Raw genomic sequence first — 26,222 nt, forward strand, 5'->3', positions numbered from 1 at the left:
TTGTTACTTCTTCTATTTCATTAACTTGCGGTATGTCTATGCGTTTGAAAAGTATACTCGTCACCGTTATAATATGCCTCTGCATAAATGGCCTCCAGGCCCAGGATACTGCCCACTATAAAGGAATGACCATCAACTTGGATGAATTCACCGTTGCCGCCAAGAAAATCGGATTCGATGTAAACAGCTTTATTAAGCGCGTGGAAGAGGATACTACTTTCTACAGAGCATTCAAAAATCTCCATATCGTTGGGTTTACCGGTGATAACGACATTCGCATCTATGATAAGAAAGGCCAAGTGGAAGCGTCCCTGAAAAGCACGACCACTCAGCAAATGAAAGGAAGATGCCGTACCATGCAAGTAACAGACGAAAAAGTAACCGGCGATTTCTACGACAGAAAAGGCAATTACAATTATTATACAGCAGAATTATATGCCAACCTGTTTTTTACCAAAGGAACAGTTTGTGTAGATGAAAGCGGCAATGCGCCTGAACGTTCCAATGGCTCCCTGGCCAAACATAAAGCCCAGTTGAAACAACTGATCTTTAATCCTGGAAAACCCGTGCGTGGCGTACCTATTGTAGGAGCTAAGGTGGCTATCTTCAATTCCGATGTGATGCGGTATTATGATTTCTCTATCCGCTCTGAAAATTATGTCAACGGTATTCCCTGCTATGTTTTCACCGCTAAAGCAAAACCCGATCTAGGTCGGATGGATAGGGGAGAGATTGTTATCGATGAGCTGATCACCTGGTTCAATAAAGATAATTTCGAGATCGTAGGGAGAAAATATGCACTCTCTTATAAAACCTTCCTATTCGACTTCAATGTACAGATGAATGTACAAATGACTAAATTCAACGACCTCCTCATTCCTTCCCTGGTTACTTACGCCGGTACCTGGAATGTGGCCTTCAAAAAGAGAGAAACGGCGGCTTTTATCGCCCAATTCCAAAATTTTACGAGTAGTAATTAGTAGACAACCGTTACTGCCCCGGTTACATGAACTGGCTTTCGCGTATCGTTGTCTACATAATCAACAACATATACGTAAGTCCCAATCGGTACAGGCTCTCCTTTGTAGGTGCCTCGCCATCCCACTTGCGGATCGGTGGAATAGAACATTCTTTCACCCCAACGGTTGTAAATGCTCATCTGGAAACTGGTCACCGGACATCGATATACCGGCCGGAAATAATCATTTCGGCCGTCGCCATTGGGTGTAAAGGCATTTGGAAAGAAAACCGTACAGGTACATTCTGTATACTTTACCACCACTGAGTCTACCGTCTTCCCACATTCATTATATCCGCTAACACTGTACACACCAGGTTTAGTCACCGTAAATACCGGCACACTGGTGCTGTCTTGCCATTTAAAATTGCCACCTGCACCGCGTGGATACAGCATATACGGCGTACCGCGACATAAGACCGTATCCATGCCTAGATTGGCTTTCAGGGAATCTACATAGGAAACGTGTATAGTATCGGAAGACTCGCATCTTCCGATCTGTGCATGTACATAGTAATTGCCAGGCTTAGTGACGTAGTAAGTGGCCTGGTCAGAATTATCCTGCCAGGTGTAGATACCATTCCCGAAATCGGCTGTCAGCACCAGGAAATTACCCTGGCAAAGCGTGGTATCATTGCCCAGGTTTATTTTACGGAGTCTATTGTAGTTCACAAAAATGGTGTCTACTACGCTGCAAGTATGATTGATTTCTACCAAGGCCCAAACATTCCCTTCTGAACTAATAGTCACGGAAGGAGCCGTTGAACCTGTACTCCATAGCCAGGCCGTGGCTTCGGGCACTTTAGGCGCGAGCGTCACAGATTCTCCCGGACATAGCAAAGTATCTGGTCCTAACGAGAACGGATACTCCGGACCTGTAAATGTGACCTTCTTACTAAAGAACATATCTGGGCATCCTGCCGGATGTACGGTTACTGAATAGGTACCAGAGGTGCGTACATCCTGCACGGGCTCTGTATTTCCTGTGTTCCAGAGATAGGTACAGTTTTGTGCGGTGGCATCCAGTTGAATATTTTCATTGGTACAAAGCACCAGATCTGGCCCCAGATTTATCTTAGGAACAGGAGTGAAGAAAACATTCACAGAATCTGGTATCAGGCAGCCATTGATTTTCAGTTTATAGGTAGCGCTGGTATCAGCGATGATAGAAGATTGTGTAGAGCTGTCTTGCCAGAGATAACTGGCCCCCGGAATGATAGGTCCCTGCAGGACCATGCTGCCGCCTTGGCAAAGGGTTACGTCCTGTGGCCCCAAATTATACACTATTGGTGTAACGATCGTGATCGGTTGGGTAGCGGTTTGGGATATACCGTTTGTCCAGGTAGTCAGCGAAACCGTATAAGTACCTGTAGTGGTATAAATATGATATGCTTTTTTGATGCTGGCAGATGAATCCTTATCTGCGCTGCCAGGGTCTCCAAAATGCCATTTAACGGAGTCTATTCCGGTCGTGTTTTTTATAGCGAAGTAGACGCTATCATTCACACAGGTGGAAGAAAAAGTAAACGACTGTGCTTGGAGCAGGAGCGGACATACCAGTAGCATGACCAACATTAGGGGCATGTAACGGAGATAGTTAGAACGGACGAACATGTATAGGCTTCTCATGTGTGGTGACATGGTAACTGCCTACTAAATTATGTAAAAAAATAATGTGAAGAGAGTAAATAATATGAAGAAACAAATATTTAATAGGTTGGATTGCTAAAAACGTCGCCCCGCGGGGATGCGGAGCGACTAACTTTATTATTGTGCATCATCATCCCATTTTTGATTGGGAGTGATTTTTTCTTCTAGTGGGCGAGCGGCAACATAGCGTTTCCATTTCTCCAGCACGGTGGTGAAGTCAGTAGGGAGTTGGCTTTCGAAATACATTTGTTTGCGGGTGCGTGGGTGAATGAAACCCAGTTGTTGGGCATGGAGGGCATGCCTTGGCATGATTTCGAAGCAGTTTTCCACAAACTGCTTGTATTTGGCGAAAATGGTGCCTTTAACGATGCGATTACCGCCATAGGTATCATCATTAAAGAGGGAGTGGCCAATATGCTGCATATGGACCCTAATTTGGTGAGTACGACCAGTTTCCAGTCGGCATTCCACCATGGTCACATAATTAAAGCGTTCCAATACACGGTAATGGGTGATGGCTTCTTTTCCGTATTCGCCATCTGGGTATGCGTCCATGATTTTACGGAAGCGTTGATGGCGGCCCACGTGGGCAACGATAGTGCCTTCATCTTCTTTAAAATCTCCCCATACCAATGCGATATAACGACGATGAACGGTGTGGTCAAAAAACTGTTTGGCCAGGTCGTTCATGGCTTTATCAGACTTAGCCACCACGAGGAGTCCGCTCGTATTTTTATCGATACGATGTACTAATCCGAATCTAGGAATAGCCGGTTCCGTAGCTTGGGTTTTATCTCCAAGATACCAGGAGAGGCCGTTTACGAGGGTACCTGTATAGTTGCCACAGCCAGGATGTACTACCATGCCAGCGGGTTTATCGATGATCATGACATCCTCATCTTCATAAACGATATTCAGCGGTAGTTCTTCTGGCAGGACTTCTGTGCTTTCCGGGTTTTTGTTGGAGTACACGAGAATCCGGTCCAACGGGCGGATTTTATAGTTGGATTTTACTGGTTTGTCGTTTACCAGTACCATTTCCCCATCGAGGGCTTGTTGTATTTTATTGCGGGTGGCGCCTTCAATACGTGCGGTGAGGAATTTATCAATACGGACAGGCTCTTGACCTTTATCTACAACCATATTGATTTTTTCATATAATTCCTCGCTGCCATCACCGTTTTCCAGCTCATCTTCCAGTTCCAGCAATTCTTCAGCCATTAGATCAAATTTTTGCAAAGGTACGTATCTTTGCGGGCTAAATGCCAGGTGCAAAAACAATGAGTAAACAACAGATTGTAGTAAAGGATCTTGGAAGGATTGATTATCAGCAAGCCTGGGACTATCAGGAAAGTCTTTTGAAGCAAAATGTACAGTTGAAAGCGGCGGCTGGCGATATTCGTCCTAAGCCTACCACCAACTACCTGCTTTTCTGTGAGCATCCGCCTGTGTATACATTGGGTAAAAGCGGACACCTGGAAAACCTGTTGTTGTCTGAAGAACAATTGGAAGAGAAGAGCATTGGCTTTGTGAACACCAATCGCGGAGGGGATATTACCTTTCATGGTCCTGGCCAGATAGTGGGTTATCCCATTTTAGACCTCGAAAATTTCTTTACCGACCTTGGCAAATACTTACGTTTCCTGGAAGAAGTCATTATCCGTACTATCGGCGAATACGGAGTTATAGGAGATCGCTCTCAGGGGGAAACCGGCGTCTGGCTGGACCCTCACAATAAAGCACAGGCACGTAAAATCTGCGCGATGGGAGTGAGATGTAGCCGCTGGGTGACCATGCATGGCTTTGCATTGAATGTGAATACGCCTTTATCTTACTTCGGGAATATTATTCCATGTGGTATTGCGGATAAACAGGTAGCAGCCTTGAATAAAGAGGTAGGTCGGGATGTGGATGTAGAAGAAGTGAAAGCTAAGCTGGTGAAGCATTTTAGTGAAGTGTTTGATGCCGAAATGATTTAGTTTATTAAATATTGGGCAAAACTCTCCTGCCTGTCGTCCCCGCCCAGCGGGCGGGGACGACGAAAAAAATAAAAAGGCGAAATTGACGACACAGTCGTCAATTTCGCCTTTTTTAATACAGTTTTTTGTGGTCATAATAATTTGCAAATTATCATCCTGATAATGATATAATCAATTTAAAATCAATTTTATAGATATTAGTTATTAACATGTTATTAACGAATTCTTCCATAAAATAACTGTTATTTAGATGTAGAAAAACCTGTTTTTAGTTATGAAAGACGTTAAACCCAAACCCATGCCGTTACCGCGGCCGAGAGAGGAGATGCCTCCAATTCACCAGTTAATTTTGGATCGAAAGAGAATTGCGCATGCTTTGAAGAATGGCATTCCACTAGAGAAATTGTCAGATATCAAAATGACTATTGAGAAAGCGAAAAGTAAGAAGAAGAAAAAGAAAGAGGAAGATGAGCGTATACGCGTAATCATTAGACATGGTGTAAATACAGGTCAATGAAGAGCAAATCTTCGCAAGGGTTAGCAACAATCATTTTCAAATTTTAAAAATTAAAAGAACATGGAGCATGTAAAACAAAGACCAGCGCCGATGCCATTGCCACGGCCAAGAGAGGAAATGCATCCTATCCATCAAATGATCTGGGATCAGAGAAGACTTATTCATGCAAGCGAAAATGGAATACCATGGGAGGAATTAACAGATATCAAGTTTGCTGATGTGAGTTTTATTCAATCTGATGGTTATGATTGTGCGGAAGATATCGTTGCAAAATGGGATTGTTAGTAACAATTGCTTTTTGGAAAGAGTTAAGCCCAGCATTAAATTTTTAACAGTTGTCTGTTTCACGGACAACTGTTAAATCTAAGGTTTCTTACCTGCAAGTAGATCTTAATGAGCATCGAGGAGAATCCCTTTCCCGCCAGGACGAATCCCGATTTTTGACCCATTGAATAAATCTAATATTCATGACTGCTCCAAAGATTTACGAAGTTATTAGGGAAGGAAATAAATTATCCTTTTGTACAAATTCTCTCGTCTATTACAAAGTTGGTTTTGAGGATTTTCAGCTTTTGGATTATCGTGAAAATATAATTAATACAGTAATGTTGACAATAACACGTGAACCACCTGCTGTAAGAGGTAAAAGTTGTAATCATATGGATCGTATGGTAGGATCAACAATTCGATTTATTCTCACCAAATACGTTGACGAAAATCCCAATATCCCAATTTTGTTTATTTGTGATACTTCCGATGGGCTAGCCGCCGCTAGACACAAGCTTTTCCAGCGATGGTGCTTACCATTTCGTAATAAAGTTGTTAAGTATGATAGTACCTATCGTTATCATCAACATGGATTTTATGCTTCCATGATTATAAGAGTGAGTCATCCTCAACATTATTATATAATGGATGCATTTCAACAGAATATAGATAGATGCTTCCAGGATGATTTCAAACCAGTCATGGATTGTATCGTACAAGAAGAAAATATGTTCCCACCGGATTATGACTCCTTCAGTACAAATTAAAGCATAAAAAAGCCAGCCACTGCCTGGTCGGGCAATGACTATTAACAATTAAACCTTGATATAGCAATGACTACCGAGGCGACGATTATAATCACTAAGAATGAAGGGAAAACCACTTTCATATCAGTCCGTATACCCATTTGGACTAGAAGGAATGATTGCGGTAATCTATCCGTAAACATTCCACTCTTAGGTTTTGAGACAATAGCAATAGAGGAAAATGATGCCGAAAAAGCAGTTGAAGAAGCTATCATTTCTTTTTGTGTAATTGCTGAAAGGTTTGGTAAGGGAATTAGGAGAGAATTGCAAGCCCTTGGATGGCGGGTCACTGGTGATGATAAATTAGAATATGGTATTATCGATTCAAATACTGTTGTAAGAAGTATTTTTAGAACAGGCAGGCTATATGTGAATCCACATTTAAAACTGGCATTACCAGTCTAATGCAGATTTTTTAGAGCAGTATTCAATAAAAAGGACTGGATATTTCCAGTCCTTTTTATTGAAAAAGTATGTTGTTACCTTACATTTTATAATTCAGCGGAATAAAGAAATTCCATTTCTCTTTCAGTTTCCCATCTTCAAATAATTCAAAGTTGAACCAACCTGCATGTAAGAAAATCGCTTTCTCCAAGATAAGAGAAGGGAACTTTACATGTTCTATATCGAAGAGATATGCGCCATTAGATTCGAAGAATTTAACGCTGTAGCGTTTCCTTTCGGCATCTGGCAATTTGATGTTCACATTACCGTCCGCAGTGGTGTACACGAAGTTAGAAGGGTGCCAAACCACGCGCTCTGGCTCCTTGTTTTCCTGTTCTTTCCCGCGAAGGCCACGAGCCGCGTCTTTGATATCTGCATATTGCAGTTTCATATCGGCGCGAATGGTGCTGTCGCTCACTGCCAGTATCGTTTTACTGTAGAAAAAACGACCGCTGTTGAAGAGAATGAAAAAGCGGTAATAGTTAGTACCAGGCAATGGTTTATTATCCTGGAAGTTATTGCGTGTTTCATTAGGGTTATTTACATAACCGATTGTGTTAAAGTTGATCACACTATCCAGAGAGCGCTGTACGCCAATCTCCTTCACATCTCGGAAGCCGGAAAGCCATTCCAGTGAAATCTTCCCGGTTTTAATGATCGCATTAAATTGCGGTAATACCGGTGGGTTTTCTGGTTCCTGGTTCTGCGCGCTTACGCTGAGGGTGGTTATTAATAAAATTCCTATAGCAATAGAAAATTGCACGATCTGCTTCATACTAATAATAATCCTATCTCTTAAAGTTGGCAAAAATACACTACCTGCCAAATATAACGAACAGTTTTTAAAATGCCAGTATTCCTTCCTGCTGTGACTGGTTGCCCTGTAGCCCGCCCGTATGAATCAGCAGTACTTTGCTGTTCGCCGGGAAGTATTGTTGCTCCAGTAGCTGGTGAAATGCCATGACCAATTTGCCCGTATAGATGATGTCGGTAGGTATGCCGGTTTGAAGATAGAATTGATTCATGAACGCTATCAGTTCCCGGTTTATTTTGCCATAACCTCCTTGATGAAAGTCGGTGAGCAATTTCCAAGTGGAGCGATGATATGGTGAAAGCAGGGCTTGGATTTCTTTCTCCAGGAAGCCGGCCCCTTTCAAAACCGCTATGGCTAGTACTTCCTGAGCAGCTCCGGCAGCGTTGATGAGTCCTGCTGCGGTGGTGCCGGTGCCAGCGGCAACGAGGATATGTGTATACTCCTCCATCGGAAAGAGGGAAAGGATTTCCTCACAGCCCCTTGCTCCGGCGGCATTATGGCCTCCCTCTGGAATGACAAAGCCCTCCTGGCGGAGCTTTTCCAGTTCAGGATGCCCGGATTGCTGCATGGCGCTGTATTGAGCGCGACTCACAAACCTGAGCTGCATGCCGTTTGCGGCGGCATGACGTAGGGTGGTATTGGTGTTGGAGTGAATTTCGTCTCCCCGTATTATACCGATACACGACAATCCATTTTCCCTGCAAGCCTGTGCGGTGGCAGCAATATGATTAGACCAGGCGCCTCCAAAGGTAATGATGGTCTGATAACCCGCTTCCCTGGCCTCTTTCAGGTTATATTTTAGCTTAAACCATTTATTGCCGGAAATGACCGGATCCAGCTTATCCAGTCGGAGCATGGATGCGTTCATCCCCTCCGGAAGCCAGGAAGGACAAACGGGATCCAGGGTAATATTGTTATAATCAGCCATGGGGGCGAAGGTACAGTATACGAAATAAGAAAGGGCGCAATGGTAAAAAAAGATACCTTTGCGCCCCGCTATTGGAAAAAGAGATCGGTTATTCGTTGGTCAAGAAACCTCCTTTACCACGGTAAAGTTTCACTGGTTTGTCCAGTTTAACTTTCAGAACGGTTACATATTTATCTTGAACGGATTCAGGAACATCGATGTAAACCAGTCCTGGTACAGGGCTCCAGGAGATTTTGCCTACAACTTTGTGTTGTAGTTTAGTCCCATTACCAACTACGCTGATATCTTCAATTTTATTGCTCAGACCTTTAATGGCTACCTGACCGCTGGTTTTACCAGGCAGGAAGAGGTAAAGGGTACTTGAATCCTTGGAAAGGGTAGTAGGGCCATAGAAGTGGCCTTGCGGAATACCTCCAATGGTATTGAAGATAGCTTCTCCGTTTTTCTTGTTCCAGGCGCCCAGTTCTTTGAGCACATGTACTTGTTCCGCAGGGATGGTACCATCGGCTTTAGGTCCGATGTCCAGCAGGAGGTTCCCGCCATTGCTCACGGCATCTACGAAGATGGTAATGATTTCGAAAGGCGTTTTCCAGTTAGTGTCTTGTGGTTGCCATCCCCAGTTATTGTTGATGGTCATACACAGTTCCCACCAGTGGTAATGAGGGCGGGTAACTGGGAAGTTCTGCTCAGGGGTGTCATAGTCGCCATACCCTTGCAGACGGCCATTAATGATGGTATTCGGATTATGGGTGGTGAGCATTTTACGCATTTTCTCTGCTTCCCATTCTTCCGCAGAGTGTTCCCAATCGCCATCAAACCACCACAGATCGGGGTTGAAATTATTCATCACTTCTGCCATCTGGCCTTCATAGAAGGTTTGGAATTTCTGCCATCTAGCTGGATCTTTTTTAATATCGTAGCGGTTGCTGTCTTTCAGGAACTGCGGATAATTACTGTTAGACCAGTCGATTAGCGAAAAATAGGCACCACATTTGATGCTATCGCGGCGCAATGCGGCGTAGAAGGGCGTCAGAACGTCTCTTTTTGCCGGTGTGCTGTTAGCTACATCAAGTTTACTTAATTTACTGTCCCACAGGGCTACACCGTCATGGTGTTTGGTGGTCATCACTGCGTATCTGGCGCCGGATTCCTTGATGAGGTCCGCCCATTCCTGTGGATTATATTTATCAGCGGTAAATCCTTTTAGCTGAGCCATATAATCAGGATAAGAAATTTTCTTGTTGTGGAATGACCAGGATTCGTCCACGCCTTTTACAGAATAAATGCCCCAGTGGATAAAAATGCCCAATTTGGCATCGGCGAACCACTGCATTTTGTCTTTAATTTCGGTGGGATTTGTTTTCTGTTGCGCGTTTGCGCTTGAAAATAGCTGAAAGGCACAGGCACCCAGCAGGATCAGTCTTCTCATCGTTCCGTTTAAATTAGTCTTTGAAATAAGTGCTAAACACAAAAAGAAGTGTGAAAATAGTAAGTATTGATTAAATTTAGCGCCGATTATTTCAGGTAAATAATTGAAAATTATAAATCTAAAACAAACAAATGCAACCGACTCTTTTGATTTTGGCGGCCGGTATGGCCAGTCGATACGGCAGTTTGAAGCAAATCCAGCAATTTGGCCCCAGTGGAGAAACCATTATTGACTACTCTATTTATGATGCAATACGCGCAGGATTTGGTAAAATAGTATTTATCATCCGCGAGAATTTTGCGCAGGAATTTAAAGAAATATTTGAGCCTAAGCTGAAAGGGCGTGTGGCAACTGATTATGTATATCAGGAAATGGATGCATTTGTGGGAAATCACGAGGTACCTGCAGACAGAACTAAGCCTTGGGGTACTGCACATGCGATTCTCTGTGCTAAAAACGCCATCAACGAGCCATTTGCGGTAATCAATGCAGATGATTTCTATGGTGCGGATGCCTTTGTAAAAATGGCAGCATTCCTGAATGGGGAGTCTAAAACTGATATCTACAGCGTAGTAGGTTATGAGCTGGGCAAAACCATCAGTGAGCATGGTTCTGTATCTCGCGGCGTTTGCGCAGTAGATGGTGCTGGATTCCTGTCTGAAATCAATGAGCGTACAAAAATTTATACAGATAACGGACAGATTGTTTACGAAAACGGCGATGGTAGCAAACACCCGCTGGGAGCGCAAACACCTGTGTCCATGAACTTCTGGGGTTTTGATCCTAGTGTGTTCGCGCTGAGCCAGGATCTGTTTAATGAGTTCCTGGATAAGAATATCAGCAATCCAAAGGCAGAGTTTTTCATTCCGATCGTAGCCGATGAATTTATTCGTCGTGGCAAAGGGAAAGTGAAAGTGCTGCCTACCAGTTCTCAGTGGTTCGGTGTTACCTACAAAGAAGATGCACCGGGCGTACAGGCTAGCCTGTCGGAGCTGGTAGCCCAAGGAGCATATCCCAACAATTTATGGAAATAATGCCCAACAAGCAAATCCTTCAGGCTTTCGGACTTGAGCCTGAAGGATTGAATGTCCGACGATTCGGATCAGGACATATCAACAACACTTTTCTGCTGGAAAAGAAAGAGGATGGCAGTAAATATGTTTTACAGAAAATCAATGTAAACGTATTCAAGGAACCAGGTATTATAGCCTCCAATCAAAGAATGGCAGCTGATTATCTGGCAATACATCATCCGGGGTATCTGTTTATCACGCCCATTCCCACTGTTAGCGGAGATGAGCTGTTTGTGATCGACAACGAATACTGGCGTATGATTCCCTTTATTGCGGATTCTGTAACAGTGGATCAGGCAGATAACCCAAAGCAGGCTTTTGAAGCTGCCAAACAATTTGGACGCATGGCCAATTACCTTTCGGGGATCGATCTGAAACCGTTTAAAGCTTCTATTCCAAATTTCCACAATCTTACGCTGCGTTATGCCGCCTTCCAGGAAGCTATACGTCATGCTTCAGAAGAAAGAAGAAATGCTGCAGAAGGGATGATTGATGAATTCCTCCGCTACTCCGATATCGCAGTGACGTATGAGCAGTTGAAGACAAACCCGGAATTCAGGGACCATCTGATGCACCACGATACCAAAATCAATAACGTATTACTCAATAAGGATACTTTCGAAGGTATATGTGTGTGCGACCTGGATACGCTGATGCCGGGAAAAATCATCTCTGATCTCGGCGACATGGTGAGAACTTACGTCTGCCCTGTGTCTGAAGAAGAGAAAGACTTCACGCAAGTCGTTATCCGCGAAGAGTATTTCGAAGCATTAATGCAGGGATATCTCGGAGAAATTGGCGGTACACTTACCAAAGTGGAAAAAGAACAACTGTTCTTCGCAGGAAAGTTCATGATCTACATGCAGGGAATACGATTCCTCACAGATTATCTGAACGGGGATGTCTATTACCCAATCAAGTACCCAACTCATAATTTTGATCGTGCTAAAAATCAACTGACATTACTTCAGCGATTGATCGAAAAACAAGATGTTTTGCAGGAAATAATTAATAAATGCCTGCGTGTCAGTGAACAGGTTTAGAAAGTGAACAAAAGAAATGAAGCTATTGGAGGCCGTTTCCGCTGGAAACGGCCTCCTTATTTCAATGAAATGTTTCCCTTAATGTATATGTTCCCCCGCATCGCGGGGGAACATATGCCGCATCGGAATAAAAAACGGTCGCAACGCGACCGTTTTTTATTCCGACAAAAATCCGCTGAAAAGCAAAAAATGGTCATTTCTACACAAAATCCACACTGTCATCTCACTATTAAAATTGCAATTTGTTTAGAAAACCCCTAACTAACCGCATTGATTTTTGAATATTTTCAAAATCCCTTATAGCAATTAATTTTTGACGAAAAATTTAGCGCCTTATTGTTTTTTATTTTTTTCACGAATACTTTTGTATCGATAGAAAAAAATATCACAATCCTCCATGTGGGAATATAAAGACAATATAAAACTTAATCACATTGTTCCTCAGTTGAACTGGGCGATCACAAAGGTCGTGATTATTGTCGTTGTCATTATTAGCCACCAGTATGGGGGATAGGTACACGTGCATATAACACACTGAGATACGCCTTCCTCCGCAAAGAGGAAGGCTTTTTTTTTGACCACTATTGACTGTTAATAATTTCAATTTTATGTATAGCTATTACAACGACAACACCATTATTTATCTCGACGGTGAATTCCGCAAAGCATCTGCTTCTACTACTGACCTGTATGGACAATCTCTCCACTACGGATACGCTGTTTTTGAAGGCATCCGCGCCTACAAAACCGCAAACGGAGAAGTTAAAATCTTCAAAGCAAAAGAACACTACGACAGGCTCCGTCGCTCTTGCGAATTAATCCATATCCCTTTCAAGTGGACAAATGAAGAACTGATCGAAGCTACCTACAAGATGCTGGAGATGAACAACATGGAAGAAGCATACATCAGACCATTGGTGTTCTGCCCGCCAAACATGACACTCAAAGCCGCAGCAGAAAGCCACATCTTGATCTGCGCATGGGAATGGGGCGCTTACCTTGGTGAAAAACTACTCAGAGTAATGACTTCCTCCTTCGAACGTCCAAATCCGAAAGCTTTCAAGATCGAATCTAAGTCGGCAGGCCTTTATGTAAACTCCATACTCGCCTCGCAGGAAGCCAAAGAAAAAGGCTACGATGAAGGACTGCTGCTGGATCAGCAAGGTTACGTTGCAGAAGGACCAGGTGCCAACGTATTCTTCGAAAAAGACGGTAAAGTATTCACTCCCCCTCCTGGCTCTATCCTCCCTGGTATCACCCGTGCCACCGTTATTGAACTTTGCCAAGAATTGAATATCCCATTGGAAGAAAAACTCTTCACTATCGATGAACTCAAACAAGCAGATGCTGCATGGTTCTGTGGTACCGCTGCTGAGGTAATCGGTCTCGAATCCCTGGATGGTCAGGCATTCGGCAAACCATGGGCAGCATCTCTCGGTAAAGTGCTACAACAGGCTTATAAAGCAAGAGTACTGGAAACAGCATTCGAACGTACACCGCAACTGGCATAAAATATTTCAAAAGGCATTGAGTATGAAGCCTCCGGAGTTATTATGAAATGCGTAACAGCAACTCGACTTCAGTCAATGTAATTAGCTTTATACTTCATGCTTAATGCCTTCTGATTTTTTTGAAGACTGTAAAACGAAAAAGTAAAAACCCTCAACTGTAAAGGGTTTTCGGGCGATGAAGCCAAATTTGAAGACCGGTTTAAAATGAATTCTTAGTTTGAATATCAAATCCCCACCGGCTAATTTTAAACCAACTTTTAAAATAGGGTTACTATAAACCATTGGTAATCTGAACTATAATAACTCACAGCAATGGAATTGAACAAGTACAGCAAAACGATCACGCAAGATCCTACGCAACCAGCCGCACAAGCTATGTTGCACGGGATTGGTCTGACAGACGAAGATCTGAAAAAAGCACAGGTAGGCGTGGTGAGCATGGGCTATGATGGCAATACCTGCAATATGCACCTCAACGACCTCGCTAAGGATGTTAAAAAAGCCGTCTGGGCAAATGATCTGGTCGGACTTAACTTCCACACTATCGGCGTCAGCGACGGTATTAGCAACGGTACGGAAGGTATGCGCTATTCTCTCGTCAGCCGCGATCTGATTGCTGATTCTATTGAAACTGTTGTGGGTGCACAATACTATGATGCGGTGATCACCGTACCTGGCTGCGATAAAAATATGCCTGGTTCACTCATGGCAATGGGTCGCCTCAATCGCCCGTCTATCATGGTGTACGGCGGTACTATCGCTCCCGGAAAATGGAAAGGTCAAGACCTCAATATCATCTCTGCTTTCGAAGCACTAGGCCAGAAAATGGCTGGTACCATTGCAGATGAAGACTTCAAAGGTATCGTACACAATGCTTGCCCAGGCGCTGGCGCTTGTGGTGGTATGTACACTGCCAATACGATGTCTTCTGCTGCAGAAGCACTCGGTATGAGCTTGCCTTACAGCTCATCCAACCCCGCTTTGAGCCCGGAGAAAAAGAAAGAATGTGAAGATGCTGGTAAATATATCCGTCTGCTCTTAGAAAAAGATATTAAACCCCGCGATATCATGACAAAAGAAGCATTTGAAAATGCAGTCACTGTCATCATCGCACTGGGTGGTAGTACCAATGCAGTACTGCATCTCATCGCGATCGCTAAATCTGTTGGGGTACAGTTAACTTTAGCAGATTTCCAACGCATCAGCGACGCCACTCCACTGATCGCTGACCTGAAGCCTAGTGGTAAATACCTGATGGAAGACCTCCACAATATCGGAGGTGTACCATTAGTGATGAAATACCTGCTACAACAGGGACGCCTACACGGAAACTGCATGACAGTAACCGGTAAAACAATCGCAGAAAATTTGGAGTCCGTACCAAATATTGACTTCGAAAAACAGGATATTATCGTTCCGCTGGAAAAACCATTGAAAGCAAACGGACATATCCAGATATTATACGGCAATCTCGCTACACAAGGCTCTGTTGCTAAAATCACTGGTAAAGAAGGCGAACGCTTTAAAGGCCCTGCCCGCGTATTCGATGGTGAGTTTGAACTCATCGCTGGTATCCAGTCAGGTCGTGTGCAAAAAGGGGACGTAGTGGTGATCCGCCAAGTAGGCCCTAAAGGTGCGCCAGGTATGCCTGAAATGCTGAAACCTACTTCCGCTATCATGGGTGTAGGATTAGGCAAAAGCGTGGCACTGATCACCGATGGCCGCTTCTCCGGTGGTACACACGGATTCGTAGTAGGACATATCACGCCAGAAGCTTTTGAAGGCGGAAATATTGCCCTCGTTCAAGACAACGATATTATCGAAATAGATGCAGTGAACAATATCATCAATGTAGAAGTGAGCGATGAAGAGCTGGCAGCTCGTCGTGCTAAATGGGTACAACCTGCATTGAAAGCATCCAATGGAATTTTATTTAAGTACGCAAAACTTGTAAAAAATGCAACAGAAGGATGTGTTACCGATGAAGGCTGAGAAAGAAGCCGATAAGCGGTTAGACGTTAAACCTGTAATCACCGGCGCAGAAGCGCTGATGCGTTCCCTCGTAGCAGAAGGCGTTGAAACGATCTTCGGTTATCCTGGTGGTGCTATTATGCCAATCTATGACGCCCTGTACGATTTTCAGGATCAAGTGCATCATATACTTGTAAGGCATGAACAGGGTGCGACGCATGCCGCTCAAGGTTATGCGCGCAGCTCCGGCAAGGTGGGCGTAGCTTTTGCTACCTCCGGCCCAGGCGCTACCAACCTGGTAACAGGTCTGGCAGATGCTTATATGGACAGTACACCTATGGTTTGCATCACTGGTCAGGTGGCTGCTTCTCTCTTAGGTACTGACGCTTTTCAGGAAACAGACGTGATTGGTATTACCATGCCTATCACTAAATGGAATATACAAGTCACAAAACAGGAAGATATTCCTGCTGCTATTGCCAAAGCATTCTACATTGCCCGCAGTGGCCGTCCAGGCCCTGTGTTGGTGGATATTACCAAGAATGCACAGGTAGGCAAATGTGAATTCGAATACAAAAAATGTGAGTTCATCCGCAGTTATCAGCCTATCCCAGAACTGGATAATGAGGCGGTAACAGCAGCGGCTGCACTGATCAATAGCGCTAAGAAACCATATATCTTCTGTGGTCATGGCGTATTGATTGCTGGCGCTGAAAATCAACTCCTCGAACTGGCAGAGAAAGCGCAGATCCCTGTTGCTTCTACACTGCTCGGATTATCTGCTGTACCAGTGGATCATCCGCTGTACGGCGGTCTCCTGGGTATGCACGGGAACTATGCACCCAACATGCTCACTTGCGAATGTGATCTCGTGATTGCAGTAGGTATGCGCTTCGACGACCGTGTAACCGGCGACGTGAATACTTTCGTTAAACAAGCGAAAGTAATCCATATCGAAATCGATGCCGCTGAGATCAATAAAATCATCCGTGCAGATGTAGCTATTCATGCAGATGCGAAAACAGCGCTGGAAGCACTGAACAAGCTGATCATGCCTGCTCGCCACGACGAATGGCTAAAGGAGTTCGAAGTTGGTCACAAAAAAGAATACGATAAAGTGCAGCACCGCGAACTCTATCCAGAGACGGGTGAAATAAAAATGGCAGAAGCGGTACGACTGATCTCCGAGAAAACAAAGGGTGAAGCCATCCTGGTGACGGACGTGGGCCAACACCAAATGATCGCGTCTCGCTACTACCGTTTTAAAAATCCAAATACTAACATTACCTCCGGTGGTATGGGTACAATGGGCTTCTCTGTACCTGCCGCTATGGGCGCAAAAATGGGCGCTCCAGAGAAAGAGGTCGTAGCCGTAATTGGCGATGGCTGCTTCCAAATGACATTACAGGAACTGGGAACTATTTACCAATCACAGATTGGTGTGAAAATGGTCATCCTGAACAACAACTTCCTGGGAATGGTAAGACAATGGCAGCAACTGTTTTTTGACAAACGCTATTCCTCCACTGAAATGACTAATCCTGATTTTGTACAGATTGCCAAAGGATTCTTTATCCCCGGTAAGAAAGTATCAGCAAGGGAAGACCTGTCATCAGCAATCGACGAAATGCTCGCTACACCAGGCGCATACCTGCTGGAAATTGTGGTGGAAAAAGAAGATAACGTATTCCCTATGGTACCTGCAGGAGCTCCGGTCTCCTCTATTCGCTTAGAGTAGTACCGCAGCATTCACGCGTATTGTTTATCAGTAATTCACAACAGGACTTATGCAAAAAGAATATACAGTCACGGTATATACGGAGGATCGTATAGGTATCACCAACCGTATCACCATCATCTTTACCCGCAGGGGCATCAATATCACCAGTCTTACCACTGCTGAAACAGAGATTCCTGGTGTGTACAAGTTTGTTATAACGGTAATGTCTACACGCGAACTGCTGGACAAGGTAGTCGGACAGATTGAGCGGCTGATTGAGATTCACCGTGCATTTGTACATGAGGAAGACGAGGTGGTATACCAGGAGCTGGCTCTCTATAAAATCTCTACCAAGGCATTACATACTGCCGGAGATGTGGAGAAGCTGATTCGCGAGAATAATGCACGTATTCTCACTATTACCGGCGACTATTTCGTAATAGAAAAAACAGGCCATCAGCAAGAGCTGGTTGATTTTATCAAGAAGCTGGAACCATATGGGCTGATAGAATATACTAAAAGCGGGCGCGTAGCGATTGTCAAGTGGAGTCGTCGTTTCCATGAACATCTGAAAGAACTGGATAAATCCGTAGCCAGCTATTAATCTTAGACATCTTATTCATTCACAATTCACACCTGGCTTCGTGTACTACACGGGCCAAATGCAAAAAAGAAAACAACATGGCAACCATCAATTTTGGCGGCGTACTCGAACAAGTAGTAACCAGAGAAGAATTCCCTATGGAAAAAGCTAGGGAAGTGCTGAAAAACGAAGTGATTGCAGTTATCGGTTATGGTGTACAAGGCCCAGGCCAGGCACTGAACCTGAAAGATAACGGCTTTAACGTTATCGTTGGTCAACGTAAAAACTCTGCAACTTGGGATAAAGCTGTTGCTGACGGCTGGGTACCAGGCGAAACACTGTTTGACATTGAAGAAGCAGCTGCTAAAGGTACTATTATTCAGTTCCTGCTCTCTGATGCTGGTCAGATTACCCTGTGGCCTACTCTGCAAAAACACCTGACACCTGGAAAAGCACTGTACTTCTCTCACGGTTTTGGTATCACTTATAAAGATCAAACAGGTATCGTTCCTCCTGCTGACGTGGATGTTATCCTGGTAGCTCCTAAAGGCTCCGGTACTTCCCTGCGTCGTCTGTTCCTGGCTGGTCAAGGTCTGAACTCTAGCTACGCTATCTTCCAAGATGCTACTGGTCGCGCTAAAGAACGCGTTGTGGCACTGGGTATCGGCGTTGGTTCTGGCTACCTGTTCGAAACTGACTTCAAAAAAGAAGTATTCTCCGATCTGACTGGCGAACGCGGTTCCCTGATGGGTTGTATCCAGGGTATCTTCGCTGCTCAGTACGAAACCCTGCGCAGAAACGGTCACTCTCCTTCTGAAGCTTTCAACGAAACAGTAGAAGAACTGACTCAATCGCTGATGCCATTGGTAGCAGAAAATGGTATGGACTGGATGTATGCTAACTGCTCTACTACTGCTCAGCGCGGTGCGCTCGACTGGTGGAAGAAGTTTAAAGATGCTACTCAGCCTGTATTCGACGAACTGTATGCTAGCGTTGCTGCTGGTAAAGAAGCTGCACGTTCAATCGCTTCCAACAGTACTCCGGATTACCGCGAGAAACTGAACGAAGAACTGAAAGAACTGCGCGAAAGCGAAATGTGGCAAGCAGGTGCGGCTGTTCGCAAGCTGCGCCCTAATGCGTAATATACTATAACAGGCTGCAGGGCTGCCTTGCAGCCTGTTATTTCAAATTTTTTCTTTTTATGTCCACCAATACTACCACGGGCGTCAGCTCACTCAACATACTGGATGCGGCGGTAAAACTGAAACCAGTTGTTAACCGTACTCCACTCACTTACTCCGCAACCCTCTCCAGACGTTATCAATGCGATGTGTATCTGAAAAGAGAGGATATGCAAATTGTACGATCTTATAAATTGCGTGGGGCATATAACCTGATTAGCAGCCTACCTGCCGATTTGCTGGCATTAGGCGTTACCTGTGCAAGCGCAGGTAACCATGCACAGGGCTTTGCCTATGCATGTAAAGCAATGAATATTAAAGGCGTGGTATTCATGCCGATTATCACTCCCAAACAAAAGGTAAATCAAGTGCGCATGTTCGGCGGAGAGAACATCGAAATTCGCTTAGTCGGCGATACTTTCGACGATTGTTCCGCAGAAGCACAAGCATATACGAAAGCAGCAGGCATGACCTTCATTCCTCCTTTCGATAACCCAAAAATTATTGAAGGACAAGGTACCGTAGCAGTGGAGATTCTAGAGGATCAATCCCAGGTTGATTTCCTCTTTGTTCCAGTAGGCGGCGGCGGTTTGGCAGCCGGCACTGGTACCTATTTCAAAACGTATAGTCCTAAAACCCGTATCATCGGAGTAGAACCAGAAGGAGCTGCTTCTATGCTCACCGCGCTGGAAAATGGCGGCCCTGTTACACTCAACGAAATCGAAAGATTCGTAGACGGTGCTGCTGTGAAACGCGTAGGTACACTCAATTACGAAATTTGCAAGGAAGTACTGGAGAAAATGCACCTCGTAAACGAAGGGAAAGTATGCTCCACCATCCTGAAATTATATAATGAAGATGCCATCGTTGTAGAACCTGCCGGCGCCCTCTCCATAGCGGCCCTGGACGATTTTGCCGATGAAATCCGCGGGAAGAAAGTAGTCTGCGTTATCAGCGGTAGCAATAACGATATCGACCGCATGCAGGAAATCAAAGAGAGATCACTGCTCTACGAAGGACTGAAACATTACTTTATTGTACGTTTCGCACAACGTCCAGGTGCATTGAAAGAATTCCTGAATCACATGCTGGGCCCAAATGACGATATCACCCGCTTCGAATACATCCAGAAGCATAACAAAGAATCCGGTCCTGCACTGATTGGTATTGAACTAGGAAGGAAAGAAGACTATGATGTGCTGATTGCCAACTTCCGGAAGTACAACCTGAATTTTACAGAATTGAATAAAGATGATAACCTGTTCGGCTATCTCGTTTAACAAAATTCTCCTGACTATCGTCCCTGCCCAGCGGGCAGGCATCACGAAAAAATAAAAAACCGGAATTGACGCAGTCAATTCCGGTTTTTTGATACAGCTACTTTTTTAGTTATAACTACTGCCTATTTCTTCAAACTGGCAATGTCTATCACAAACCTGTATTTCACATCTCCCTTCATCATACGTTCATAAGACTCATTTATCTTGGAGATGTCAATCACTTCTACATCAGCAGTAATATTGTGAGCGGCGCAATAGTCCAGCATTTCCTGGGTTTCACGTATGCCACCAATCAATGAACCTGCTATGCTGCGACGTCCTAGGATAAGCTGAATAGCCGGCACCTGAGAGGCTTCCGGCGGTACGCCGAGGCAGATCATTACACCATTCAGATTCAGCAGGGATAAGTATTTACTGTATTCGTGTGGAGCAGATATGGTGTTGATGAGAAAATCAAATTGGTTACGCAAAGCTTTCATATGCTCCTCATCTTTGATCAGCGCAAAGTGATGTGCACCAAGTCTTCTGGCATCCTGTTCTTTGGAAGGAGAGGTACTCAGCATCGTTACTTCTGCACCCATAGAAGCCGCTAGTTTTACCGCCATATGTCCTAGGCCACCCAGACCGAGTACCGCTACTTTATGTCCCTTGCCTACTTTCCAGTAACGCAGCGGAGAGTAAGTGGTAATACCGGCACAGAGCAAGGGCGCTACGCCATCCAGGGGTAATTTGTCGGACACATGCAGGGTGTATTTTTCATCCACTACAATTTGGGTGGAATAACCGCCATAGGTGGGCGTTTTGCGATCCATCTCCGTACCGTTGTAAGTGGCGGCATTGCCTTTTTCGCAATACTGTTCTTCTCCTGCTTTGCAAGGATGACATTCCCTGCAAGAGTCTACGAAACAGCCTACGCCAGCGAGATCGCCTACTTTGAAATTTTTTACGGATGATCCGATTTCAGTAATCCTGCCTACAATTTCATGGCCGGGCACCATTGGATACAAAGACCCTCCCCATTCGTCTCGTACTTGGTGGATATCGGAGTGACATACGCCGCAGTAAAGGATATCAATGCGTACATCATGTGCACCTACTGGGCGCCTCTCGAAACTCCAGGGGCCTAGTGGAGTGGTGGCGCTTTGCGCCGCATAAGCTTGGGTTGCGTTCATGAGGAAAAAATTTTAACTAAGCTACGGATTTTGTAGATTGAATACGGTTTTGGTATCCCGATTACTCATCATGCAAAATATTACGATATGGACCTGCAATTAAAAGGAAAAGTAGCCATCGTTACAGGAGGTAGCAAAGGAATTGGAAAAGCCATTGCAGAAGCGCTCCTGAAAGAAGGCGCTAAAGTGATTATCAGCGCAAGGAATACGGATGAGGTGGAAGACGCTGCTGCAACGCTCCGCCTCGATGGTTATGATGTAACCGCTGTACAAGCAGATATGTCCATAAAGTCGGATCTGGAACAACTAGTGGCCGCTACTTTGCACCGCTACGGACGTATAGATATCCTGGTCAATAATGCCGGCACCATTGATACCATTGCGCCCATCAATGAAATCTCACTAGGCCAGTGGCGATATATCTTCGAAGTCAATTTCTTTGGCGTCGTAGAGCTGACCAACCTCGTGATTCCCGTCATGCTGAAAGAAAAAGGCGGACGCATCATCAATATCTCCTCAGAAAATGCAGTTCAACCAGATCGCATGATGGCACATTATAACGCTACAAAAGCGGCTTTGAATAATTATTCCAAAACCTTATCCATGGCTTATGGCAAGGATAATATTTTGGTAAACACTGTATCACCGGCCTTTATCCGTACGCCATTGCTAGATGATATGTTGGATAAAATAGCGAAAGAAGCAAACACAACCAGGGAAGAGGCTACCCGTACATTCCTGAAAGAAAATCGCCCTTACCAAGTATTGGGTAGAGCAGGTCAGATGGAGGAAACAGCCGGCATCGTTGCCTTCCTGGCTTCAGAACAGGCTTCATTCATTACTGGCGCCGTATTTCGGGTAGATGGCGGCTCTGTTGGTACCGTATAAATTTTTAGAGAGATGCTGAGTTATTGGGAAAAAACTAGCTTACTACAATACGATTATATCATCGTTGGCAGCGGAATTGTAGGATTGTCTGCCGCTATCAGTATCAAAGAGGCGGATGAAAATGCCCGCGTACTGGTACTGGAAAGAGAAGTATTGCCTACTGGGGCCAGTACTAAAAATGCGGGCTTTGCCTGTATCGGTAGTCTGACGGAAATCCTCTCTGATCTGCAAACCATGCCGGAGCCAGACGTGCTCCAGTTGGTCCAAATGCGGTATGAAGGATTGCAACTACTCCGCCAACGCCTGGGCGATAACCCTATCGGCTATACGGAAAATGGTAGCTATGAACTCATCACCACCCACGATGAATGGGCACTTGATAAAATAGAACAAGTGAACTCCCTACTAGGGCACTTCTTCCCACAGAAAGCTTTTTCAATCGCTAGTAGTAAACTCCCCGAATTCGGATTCGACCGAAATACCGTGAAAGCCATCGTCAGCAATAATTACGAAGGCGAATTACATACAGGGAAAATGATGCGTAGCCTGATTGACCTGGCATTTCGTTTAGGCGTTGAAGTGAAAACCGGCGCCACGGTTACAAGAGTGGAAGATTTGCAGCATAGCGTAAATGTGGTTGTGCCGCATCATCTCTTGCAGGAAGATCTAATCTTCAGCGCCCGGAAACTCATCATTTGTACCAATGCTTTTACAAAAGAGTTGTTGCAGGATCAGGGAGACACGGTTCCGGGACGCGGCCAAGTGCTCATCACCAATCCGATACCAGGACTCCCTTTCAAAGGAATTTTTCATTTTGAAGAAGGATTCTATTATTTCCGCGAACTCGAAGGTAGAGTGCTCTTTGGAGGCGGCCGCCAATTGGATTTCGCCGGAGAATCCACTACCAGCTTCGCCTACAACGATCGCATTCAATATGAACTAGAAAACTTATTACGTAAGGTTATTCTTCCTAACCACTCCTTCACCATCGCCGACAGATGGACCGGCATTATGGCCTTCGGAAAAACCAAACAACCCATCATCCGCAATCATTCCACTAATATCACACTAGGCGTAAGAATGGGAGGGATGGGCGTTGCCATAGGATCAAAGGTAGGAGCACAACTAGCCCATATGGCAATGCAATAATGCCCTACTTGTAATGAGCAAATACTGAAAAAAATCCAAATAAGAAAAAGGCAAAACTCTCCTGTCTGTCGTCCCTGGCCAGCGGCCAGGGACGACGAAAAAAAAAGAAGTGAATTTGACGTCGCAGACGTCAAATTCACTTCTTTTTGCAATCCATTGCTAAGATTATTATCCCCGTTCCTAATACCCGTTTAACCCCAGTATTGACAGGGCTTTCTATTTTACATATTTTGGGGCAATGAGAAAGTTGCTAGTATTCGCCCTCTTGGCGACCAATTCCACGTTTGCGCAGCAGAAACCCTTAAAGCTGTGGTACAAACAGCCCGCCGAAAAATGGATGGAAGCCTTGCCCATAGGCAATGGCCGACTAGGAGGCATGGTCTTCAGTCATCCCCAATCAGAAACTATTCAAGTGAACGAACAAAGCCTTTGGGCTGGCGTGAAATTCAATGACGCTAACCCTGGTAGTCTTCGTGTACTCGATACCGTAAGACAACTCCTGTTCCAAGGGAAAACGTCAGAAGCCGCTGCCCTGGCTCGTCCCAACATGGTAGCCGTAAATGGTGAAAACTCCACCACACTGGCCAGGAGCTTCCGTTCCTATCAAACCCTGATGAATGTAAACCTCCTCATGGATAGGCGGGAGTTTAGCAATTTTTCTAGGGAATTGGATCTCACCACAGGTGTTGTTACCAGTACCTATACGAAAGAGGGCGTGACATATAAAGAAGAAGCCTTCAGTTCTGCTCCGGGAAATGTAATGGTAGTAAGACTTACCGCCAGTACGCCTAAAGCCCTGAACACTACCATTTACGTGAACCGCCCAGACGATAGCAAAGGAGCTACCACTTTGTACAAGGATTGCACTACCCGCACAGCAGGCATTAATCGTATTTTACTCAGCGGTCAAATTGTGGATACAAACCCCGCAGAAGGCCCAGAAGGGAAACATATGAAATTCGCAGGATCTGTGACCGTAGTGAAACAGAACGGTACCCTAAATGCAGTAACCGACAGTCTGAAGATCCAAGGAGCCAGCGAAATAGTGCTACTCATCGATGGCGCTACCAACTATGATTTCCCGCGTCTCTCTATAAACGATAATACAGACCCTGTACAGTTGCTGAACAAAGCGGCTGCTAAGCTGAAAGGCCAATCTTGGGAAAGTCTCCTGGCCGCGCATGTGAAAGACCATGCTGCTTTGATGAACCGGGTACAATTCTCCCTAGGTACCGATGGAAAGGATATTCCCACCGATGAAAGGTTGCAAGCCGTTAAAAATGGGGCCTATGATCCAGAGTTAACCACGTTGTTATTCCAGTATGGTCGATATCTCTTGCTGGGTTCTTCCCGCGCACCAGGTGTTTTGCCGGCTAACTTACAAGGTATCTGGAATAATCATATCAATGCCCCTTGGCAGTCCGATTTCCACACCAATATCAACCTCCAGATGAATTACTGGCAAGCGGAATCTGGTAATTTGTCGGAAACGGTGTTGCCACTGGTGAATTTTATCAATAATATTCGTCCGGAAGGTCGTATGACGGCGCGTAAAATGTACGGTGCCCGCGGCTGGACGATGCACCATGCTACGGATGCTTTCGGGAAAACTGGGTTACAGAATGAAATGTTTTACGGCACTTTCCCGATGGGCACCACCTGGGTGCTGATGCATTTCTGGGATCACTATGATTACAACCGTAATCTGAAGTTCCTGTCGGATACCGCTTATCCCGCGATGTATGAACATGCACAGTTTATCAAGGATTTCTTGGTGAAAAGTCCGGAAGGATACCTGGTTTCCGCGCCGGCCTACTCTCCTGAAAACTGGTATGTAGATCCCGTAACAGGTAAAAATCAATCACTTACCTACGGTCCTACGATGGATAACCAAATTATCCGCGAATTCCTGACCCGCTATATAACGGCAGCGCATATACTGAAAAAAGATGCTGCCTTTGCTGATAGCATGCAACAGGTCATTAGCAAGCTTCCGCCCACCAAGATAGGGCAGGACGGCCGTATCCTGGAATGGATCAAAGAATACAAGGAAGAAGATCCAGGTCATCGACATATGTCGCACTTATTCAGCCTGTACCCAGGAAATCAAATCAATGAACATACGCCAGACCTCTATGCCGCGGCCCGTAAAACCCTGGAATACCGCCTGTCGCATGGTGGTGGCCATACTGGTTGGTCTCGTGCATGGATCATTAACTTCTATGCCCGCTTGAAAGATGGGGAGAAGGTATATGAAAACGTACAGGCATTGTTTAAGAAATCCATCTACAGCAACCTTTTTGATGATCATCCACCATTCCAGATCGACGGTAATTTCGGTTCAGCGGCTGGTATCACTGAGGCCCTAGTTCAGAGTAATGATGGTGTAATTGAGTTGCTGCCTGCCCTCCCTGCTGCCTGGAAAGAGGGAAATATTTCTGGTATCCGGACCAGGGGAGGTTTTGAAGTAAGTATTTCCTGGAAAGATCATCAGCTTACAAAAGGCAGTTTGAAATCGCTCACAGGTGAAAAGGTAACGGTGACGTATAATGGAAAATCCGTGCAACTGCAACCCGCAAAAGGCCAGACAGTAGCCCTGGAAGGTATTGTTCGGTAAATTTGATGGGTGTCAAATGTTACATTTTTTGTTAACGGACTTTGATATGTGACAGAAAATGATAGTTTTGAACCCACCCTAAAAACCGCAGATTTTTGACTGCGGTTTTTAGTTTTGATGGGATGTAAGGGTATTTTTTACATTTATTTCGCTAAATTGTTCCGCTATTAATTTTAACAACC

23 protein-coding genes are annotated in these 26,222 nt (G+C 44.8%); 17 read left to right on the forward strand and 6 right to left on the reverse strand.

The features are described 5' to 3' along the window. Positions 1-38 precede the first annotated feature (38 nt). Positions 39-980 carry a hypothetical protein gene (locus JO154_RS10085; protein ID WP_291944622.1) on the forward strand — a complete coding sequence of 314 codons (942 nt, stop codon included), beginning with the start codon at positions 39-41 and terminating at the stop codon, positions 978-980. Here JO154_RS10085 and JO154_RS10090 read toward each other — a convergent pair. Continuing rightward, entirely contained in the window at positions 977-2,647 is a 1,671-nt protein-coding gene (locus tag JO154_RS10090) for a gliding motility-associated C-terminal domain-containing protein (RefSeq protein WP_291944625.1), read from the reverse strand. The genes JO154_RS10085 and JO154_RS10090 overlap by 4 nt on opposite strands. Positions 2,648-2,785: 138 nt before the next feature. Beyond that, positions 2,786-3,889 (reverse strand): RluA family pseudouridine synthase, encoded by a 1,104-nt coding sequence (locus JO154_RS10095; protein ID WP_291944628.1) that lies wholly within the window; start codon positions 3,887-3,889, stop codon positions 2,786-2,788. Positions 3,890-3,948: 59 nt separating this feature from the next. On the opposite strand from JO154_RS10095, the gene lipB reads away from it, so the two are divergent. From lipB to JO154_RS10120, 5 genes are all read left to right on the forward strand, one after another. Continuing rightward, positions 3,949-4,647 carry a lipoyl(octanoyl) transferase LipB gene (lipB, locus tag JO154_RS10100; RefSeq protein ID WP_291944635.1) on the forward strand — a complete coding sequence of 233 codons (699 nt, stop codon included), beginning with the start codon at positions 3,949-3,951 and terminating at the stop codon, positions 4,645-4,647. Positions 4,648-4,921: 274 nt separating this feature from the next. Then, a complete protein-coding gene (locus JO154_RS10105) occupies positions 4,922-5,164 on the forward strand; it encodes a hypothetical protein (protein ID WP_291944640.1) in 243 nt (80 codons plus the stop codon). A 60-nt stretch (positions 5,165-5,224) separates the two neighbouring features. Continuing rightward, positions 5,225-5,449, forward strand: a complete 225-nt coding sequence (locus JO154_RS10110) for a hypothetical protein (RefSeq protein WP_291944642.1) — start codon at positions 5,225-5,227, stop codon at positions 5,447-5,449. Between the two features lie 182 nt (positions 5,450-5,631). Beyond that, positions 5,632-6,198 carry a DUF6169 family protein gene (locus JO154_RS10115; RefSeq protein WP_291944644.1) on the forward strand — a complete coding sequence of 189 codons (567 nt, stop codon included), beginning with the start codon at positions 5,632-5,634 and terminating at the stop codon, positions 6,196-6,198. A gap of 66 nt (positions 6,199-6,264) precedes the next feature. Next, positions 6,265-6,642 (forward strand): hypothetical protein, encoded by a 378-nt coding sequence (locus tag JO154_RS10120; protein ID WP_291944646.1) that lies wholly within the window; start codon positions 6,265-6,267, stop codon positions 6,640-6,642. A 79-nt stretch (positions 6,643-6,721) separates the two neighbouring features. Here the strand turns inward: JO154_RS10120 and JO154_RS10125 are convergent, their stop codons facing one another. The 3 genes from JO154_RS10125 to JO154_RS10135 form a co-directional block, all read right to left on the reverse strand. Next, complete coding sequence (locus JO154_RS10125) at positions 6,722-7,456, reverse strand: hypothetical protein (RefSeq protein ID WP_291944649.1); 735 nt, start codon at positions 7,454-7,456, stop codon at positions 6,722-6,724. A gap of 67 nt (positions 7,457-7,523) precedes the next feature. Beyond that, positions 7,524-8,423, reverse strand: a complete 900-nt coding sequence (locus JO154_RS10130) for a 1-aminocyclopropane-1-carboxylate deaminase/D-cysteine desulfhydrase (protein WP_291944652.1) — start codon at positions 8,421-8,423, stop codon at positions 7,524-7,526. Between the two features lie 88 nt (positions 8,424-8,511). Next, a complete protein-coding gene (locus JO154_RS10135) occupies positions 8,512-9,852 on the reverse strand; it encodes an alpha-L-fucosidase (RefSeq protein ID WP_291944655.1) in 1,341 nt (446 codons plus the stop codon). 131 nt (positions 9,853-9,983) lie between these two features. Here JO154_RS10135 and JO154_RS10140 point away from each other — a divergent pair, with 131 nt between their 5' ends. From JO154_RS10140 to ilvA, 8 genes are all read left to right on the forward strand, one after another. After that, the gene (locus tag JO154_RS10140; RefSeq protein ID WP_291944659.1) at positions 9,984-10,886 is read left to right on the forward strand and encodes a sugar phosphate nucleotidyltransferase; all 903 of its coding nucleotides are present in this window, start codon (positions 9,984-9,986) and stop codon (positions 10,884-10,886) included. Continuing rightward, complete coding sequence (locus JO154_RS10145; protein ID WP_291944661.1) at positions 10,886-11,968, forward strand: aminoglycoside phosphotransferase family protein; 1,083 nt, start codon at positions 10,886-10,888, stop codon at positions 11,966-11,968. The genes JO154_RS10140 and JO154_RS10145 overlap by 1 nt, the downstream gene beginning before the upstream one ends. 608 nt (positions 11,969-12,576) lie before the next feature. After that, entirely contained in the window at positions 12,577-13,479 is a 903-nt protein-coding gene (locus JO154_RS10150) for a branched-chain amino acid transaminase (protein WP_291944663.1), read from the forward strand. Between the two features lie 312 nt (positions 13,480-13,791). Beyond that, entirely contained in the window at positions 13,792-15,471 is a 1,680-nt protein-coding gene (gene ilvD / locus JO154_RS10155) for a dihydroxy-acid dehydratase (protein WP_291944664.1), read from the forward strand. Further along, the gene (ilvB, locus tag JO154_RS10160) at positions 15,437-17,188 is read left to right on the forward strand and encodes a biosynthetic-type acetolactate synthase large subunit (protein ID WP_366935581.1); all 1,752 of its coding nucleotides are present in this window, start codon (positions 15,437-15,439) and stop codon (positions 17,186-17,188) included. Before ilvD ends, ilvB begins: the two co-directional genes overlap by 35 nt. A 49-nt stretch (positions 17,189-17,237) precedes the next feature. Beyond that, a complete protein-coding gene (gene ilvN / locus JO154_RS10165; RefSeq protein WP_291944666.1) occupies positions 17,238-17,774 on the forward strand; it encodes an acetolactate synthase small subunit in 537 nt (178 codons plus the stop codon). A gap of 77 nt (positions 17,775-17,851) precedes the next feature. Continuing rightward, positions 17,852-18,895 (forward strand): ketol-acid reductoisomerase, encoded by a 1,044-nt coding sequence (gene ilvC / locus JO154_RS10170; RefSeq protein WP_291944668.1) that lies wholly within the window; start codon positions 17,852-17,854, stop codon positions 18,893-18,895. Between the two features lie 59 nt (positions 18,896-18,954). Continuing rightward, complete coding sequence (gene ilvA, locus JO154_RS10175) at positions 18,955-20,214, forward strand: threonine ammonia-lyase IlvA (protein ID WP_291944671.1); 1,260 nt, start codon at positions 18,955-18,957, stop codon at positions 20,212-20,214. A gap of 122 nt (positions 20,215-20,336) precedes the next feature. Here the strand turns inward: ilvA and JO154_RS10180 are convergent, their stop codons facing one another. After that, complete coding sequence (locus JO154_RS10180) at positions 20,337-21,386, reverse strand: NAD(P)-dependent alcohol dehydrogenase (protein ID WP_291944674.1); 1,050 nt, start codon at positions 21,384-21,386, stop codon at positions 20,337-20,339. A gap of 87 nt (positions 21,387-21,473) precedes the next feature. On the opposite strand from JO154_RS10180, the gene JO154_RS10185 reads away from it, so the two are divergent. From JO154_RS10185 to JO154_RS10195, 3 genes are all read left to right on the forward strand, one after another. Then, positions 21,474-22,274, forward strand: coding sequence for a glucose 1-dehydrogenase (locus tag JO154_RS10185; protein ID WP_291944677.1), 801 nt, complete (start codon positions 21,474-21,476; stop codon positions 22,272-22,274). A 12-nt stretch (positions 22,275-22,286) separates the two neighbouring features. Continuing rightward, positions 22,287-23,423 carry an FAD-dependent oxidoreductase gene (locus tag JO154_RS10190; protein ID WP_291944680.1) on the forward strand — a complete coding sequence of 379 codons (1,137 nt, stop codon included), beginning with the start codon at positions 22,287-22,289 and terminating at the stop codon, positions 23,421-23,423. Between the two features lie 238 nt (positions 23,424-23,661). Next, positions 23,662-26,040, forward strand: coding sequence for a glycoside hydrolase family 95 protein (locus JO154_RS10195; RefSeq protein WP_291944683.1), 2,379 nt, complete (start codon positions 23,662-23,664; stop codon positions 26,038-26,040). Positions 26,041-26,222 lie beyond the last annotated feature (182 nt).

It is taken from the genome of Chitinophaga sp. (assembly GCF_019236475.1).
In the GTDB taxonomy this organism is placed as follows: domain Bacteria; phylum Bacteroidota; class Bacteroidia; order Chitinophagales; family Chitinophagaceae; genus Chitinophaga.

Excerpts from the sequence above, each read along its gene's own strand:
- JO154_RS10085 (WP_291944622.1), top strand. The coding sequence starts at position 39 with ATGCGTTTGAAAAGTATACTCGTCACCGTTATAATATGCCTCTGCATA.
- ilvA (WP_291944671.1), top strand. The coding sequence starts at position 18,955 with ATGTCCACCAATACTACCACGGGCGTCAGCTCACTCAACATACTGGAT.
- JO154_RS10095 (WP_291944628.1), bottom strand. The coding sequence starts at position 3,889 with ATGGCTGAAGAATTGCTGGAACTGGAAGATGAGCTGGAAAACGGTGAT.
- JO154_RS10130 (WP_291944652.1), bottom strand. The coding sequence starts at position 8,423 with ATGGCTGATTATAACAATATTACCCTGGATCCCGTTTGTCCTTCCTGG.
- JO154_RS10140 (WP_291944659.1), top strand. The coding sequence starts at position 9,984 with ATGCAACCGACTCTTTTGATTTTGGCGGCCGGTATGGCCAGTCGATAC.
- JO154_RS10190 (WP_291944680.1), top strand. The coding sequence starts at position 22,287 with ATGCTGAGTTATTGGGAAAAAACTAGCTTACTACAATACGATTATATC.
- JO154_RS10185 (WP_291944677.1), top strand. The coding sequence starts at position 21,474 with ATGGACCTGCAATTAAAAGGAAAAGTAGCCATCGTTACAGGAGGTAGC.
- JO154_RS10145 (WP_291944661.1), top strand. The coding sequence starts at position 10,886 with ATGCCCAACAAGCAAATCCTTCAGGCTTTCGGACTTGAGCCTGAAGGA.
- JO154_RS10120 (WP_291944646.1), top strand. The coding sequence starts at position 6,265 with ATGACTACCGAGGCGACGATTATAATCACTAAGAATGAAGGGAAAACC.
- JO154_RS10150 (WP_291944663.1), top strand. The coding sequence starts at position 12,577 with ATGTATAGCTATTACAACGACAACACCATTATTTATCTCGACGGTGAA.
- ilvB (WP_366935581.1), top strand. The coding sequence starts at position 15,437 with ATGCAACAGAAGGATGTGTTACCGATGAAGGCTGAGAAAGAAGCCGAT.
- JO154_RS10090 (WP_291944625.1), bottom strand. The coding sequence starts at position 2,647 with ATGAGAAGCCTATACATGTTCGTCCGTTCTAACTATCTCCGTTACATG.
- JO154_RS10110 (WP_291944642.1), top strand. The coding sequence starts at position 5,225 with ATGGAGCATGTAAAACAAAGACCAGCGCCGATGCCATTGCCACGGCCA.
- lipB (WP_291944635.1), top strand. The coding sequence starts at position 3,949 with ATGAGTAAACAACAGATTGTAGTAAAGGATCTTGGAAGGATTGATTAT.
- JO154_RS10115 (WP_291944644.1), top strand. The coding sequence starts at position 5,632 with ATGACTGCTCCAAAGATTTACGAAGTTATTAGGGAAGGAAATAAATTA.
- JO154_RS10195 (WP_291944683.1), top strand. The coding sequence starts at position 23,662 with ATGAGAAAGTTGCTAGTATTCGCCCTCTTGGCGACCAATTCCACGTTT.
- ilvD (WP_291944664.1), top strand. The coding sequence starts at position 13,792 with ATGGAATTGAACAAGTACAGCAAAACGATCACGCAAGATCCTACGCAA.
- JO154_RS10105 (WP_291944640.1), top strand. The coding sequence starts at position 4,922 with ATGAAAGACGTTAAACCCAAACCCATGCCGTTACCGCGGCCGAGAGAG.
- JO154_RS10135 (WP_291944655.1), bottom strand. The coding sequence starts at position 9,852 with ATGAGAAGACTGATCCTGCTGGGTGCCTGTGCCTTTCAGCTATTTTCA.
- ilvC (WP_291944668.1), top strand. The coding sequence starts at position 17,852 with ATGGCAACCATCAATTTTGGCGGCGTACTCGAACAAGTAGTAACCAGA.
- JO154_RS10180 (WP_291944674.1), bottom strand. The coding sequence starts at position 21,386 with ATGAACGCAACCCAAGCTTATGCGGCGCAAAGCGCCACCACTCCACTA.
- JO154_RS10125 (WP_291944649.1), bottom strand. The coding sequence starts at position 7,456 with ATGAAGCAGATCGTGCAATTTTCTATTGCTATAGGAATTTTATTAATA.
- ilvN (WP_291944666.1), top strand. The coding sequence starts at position 17,238 with ATGCAAAAAGAATATACAGTCACGGTATATACGGAGGATCGTATAGGT.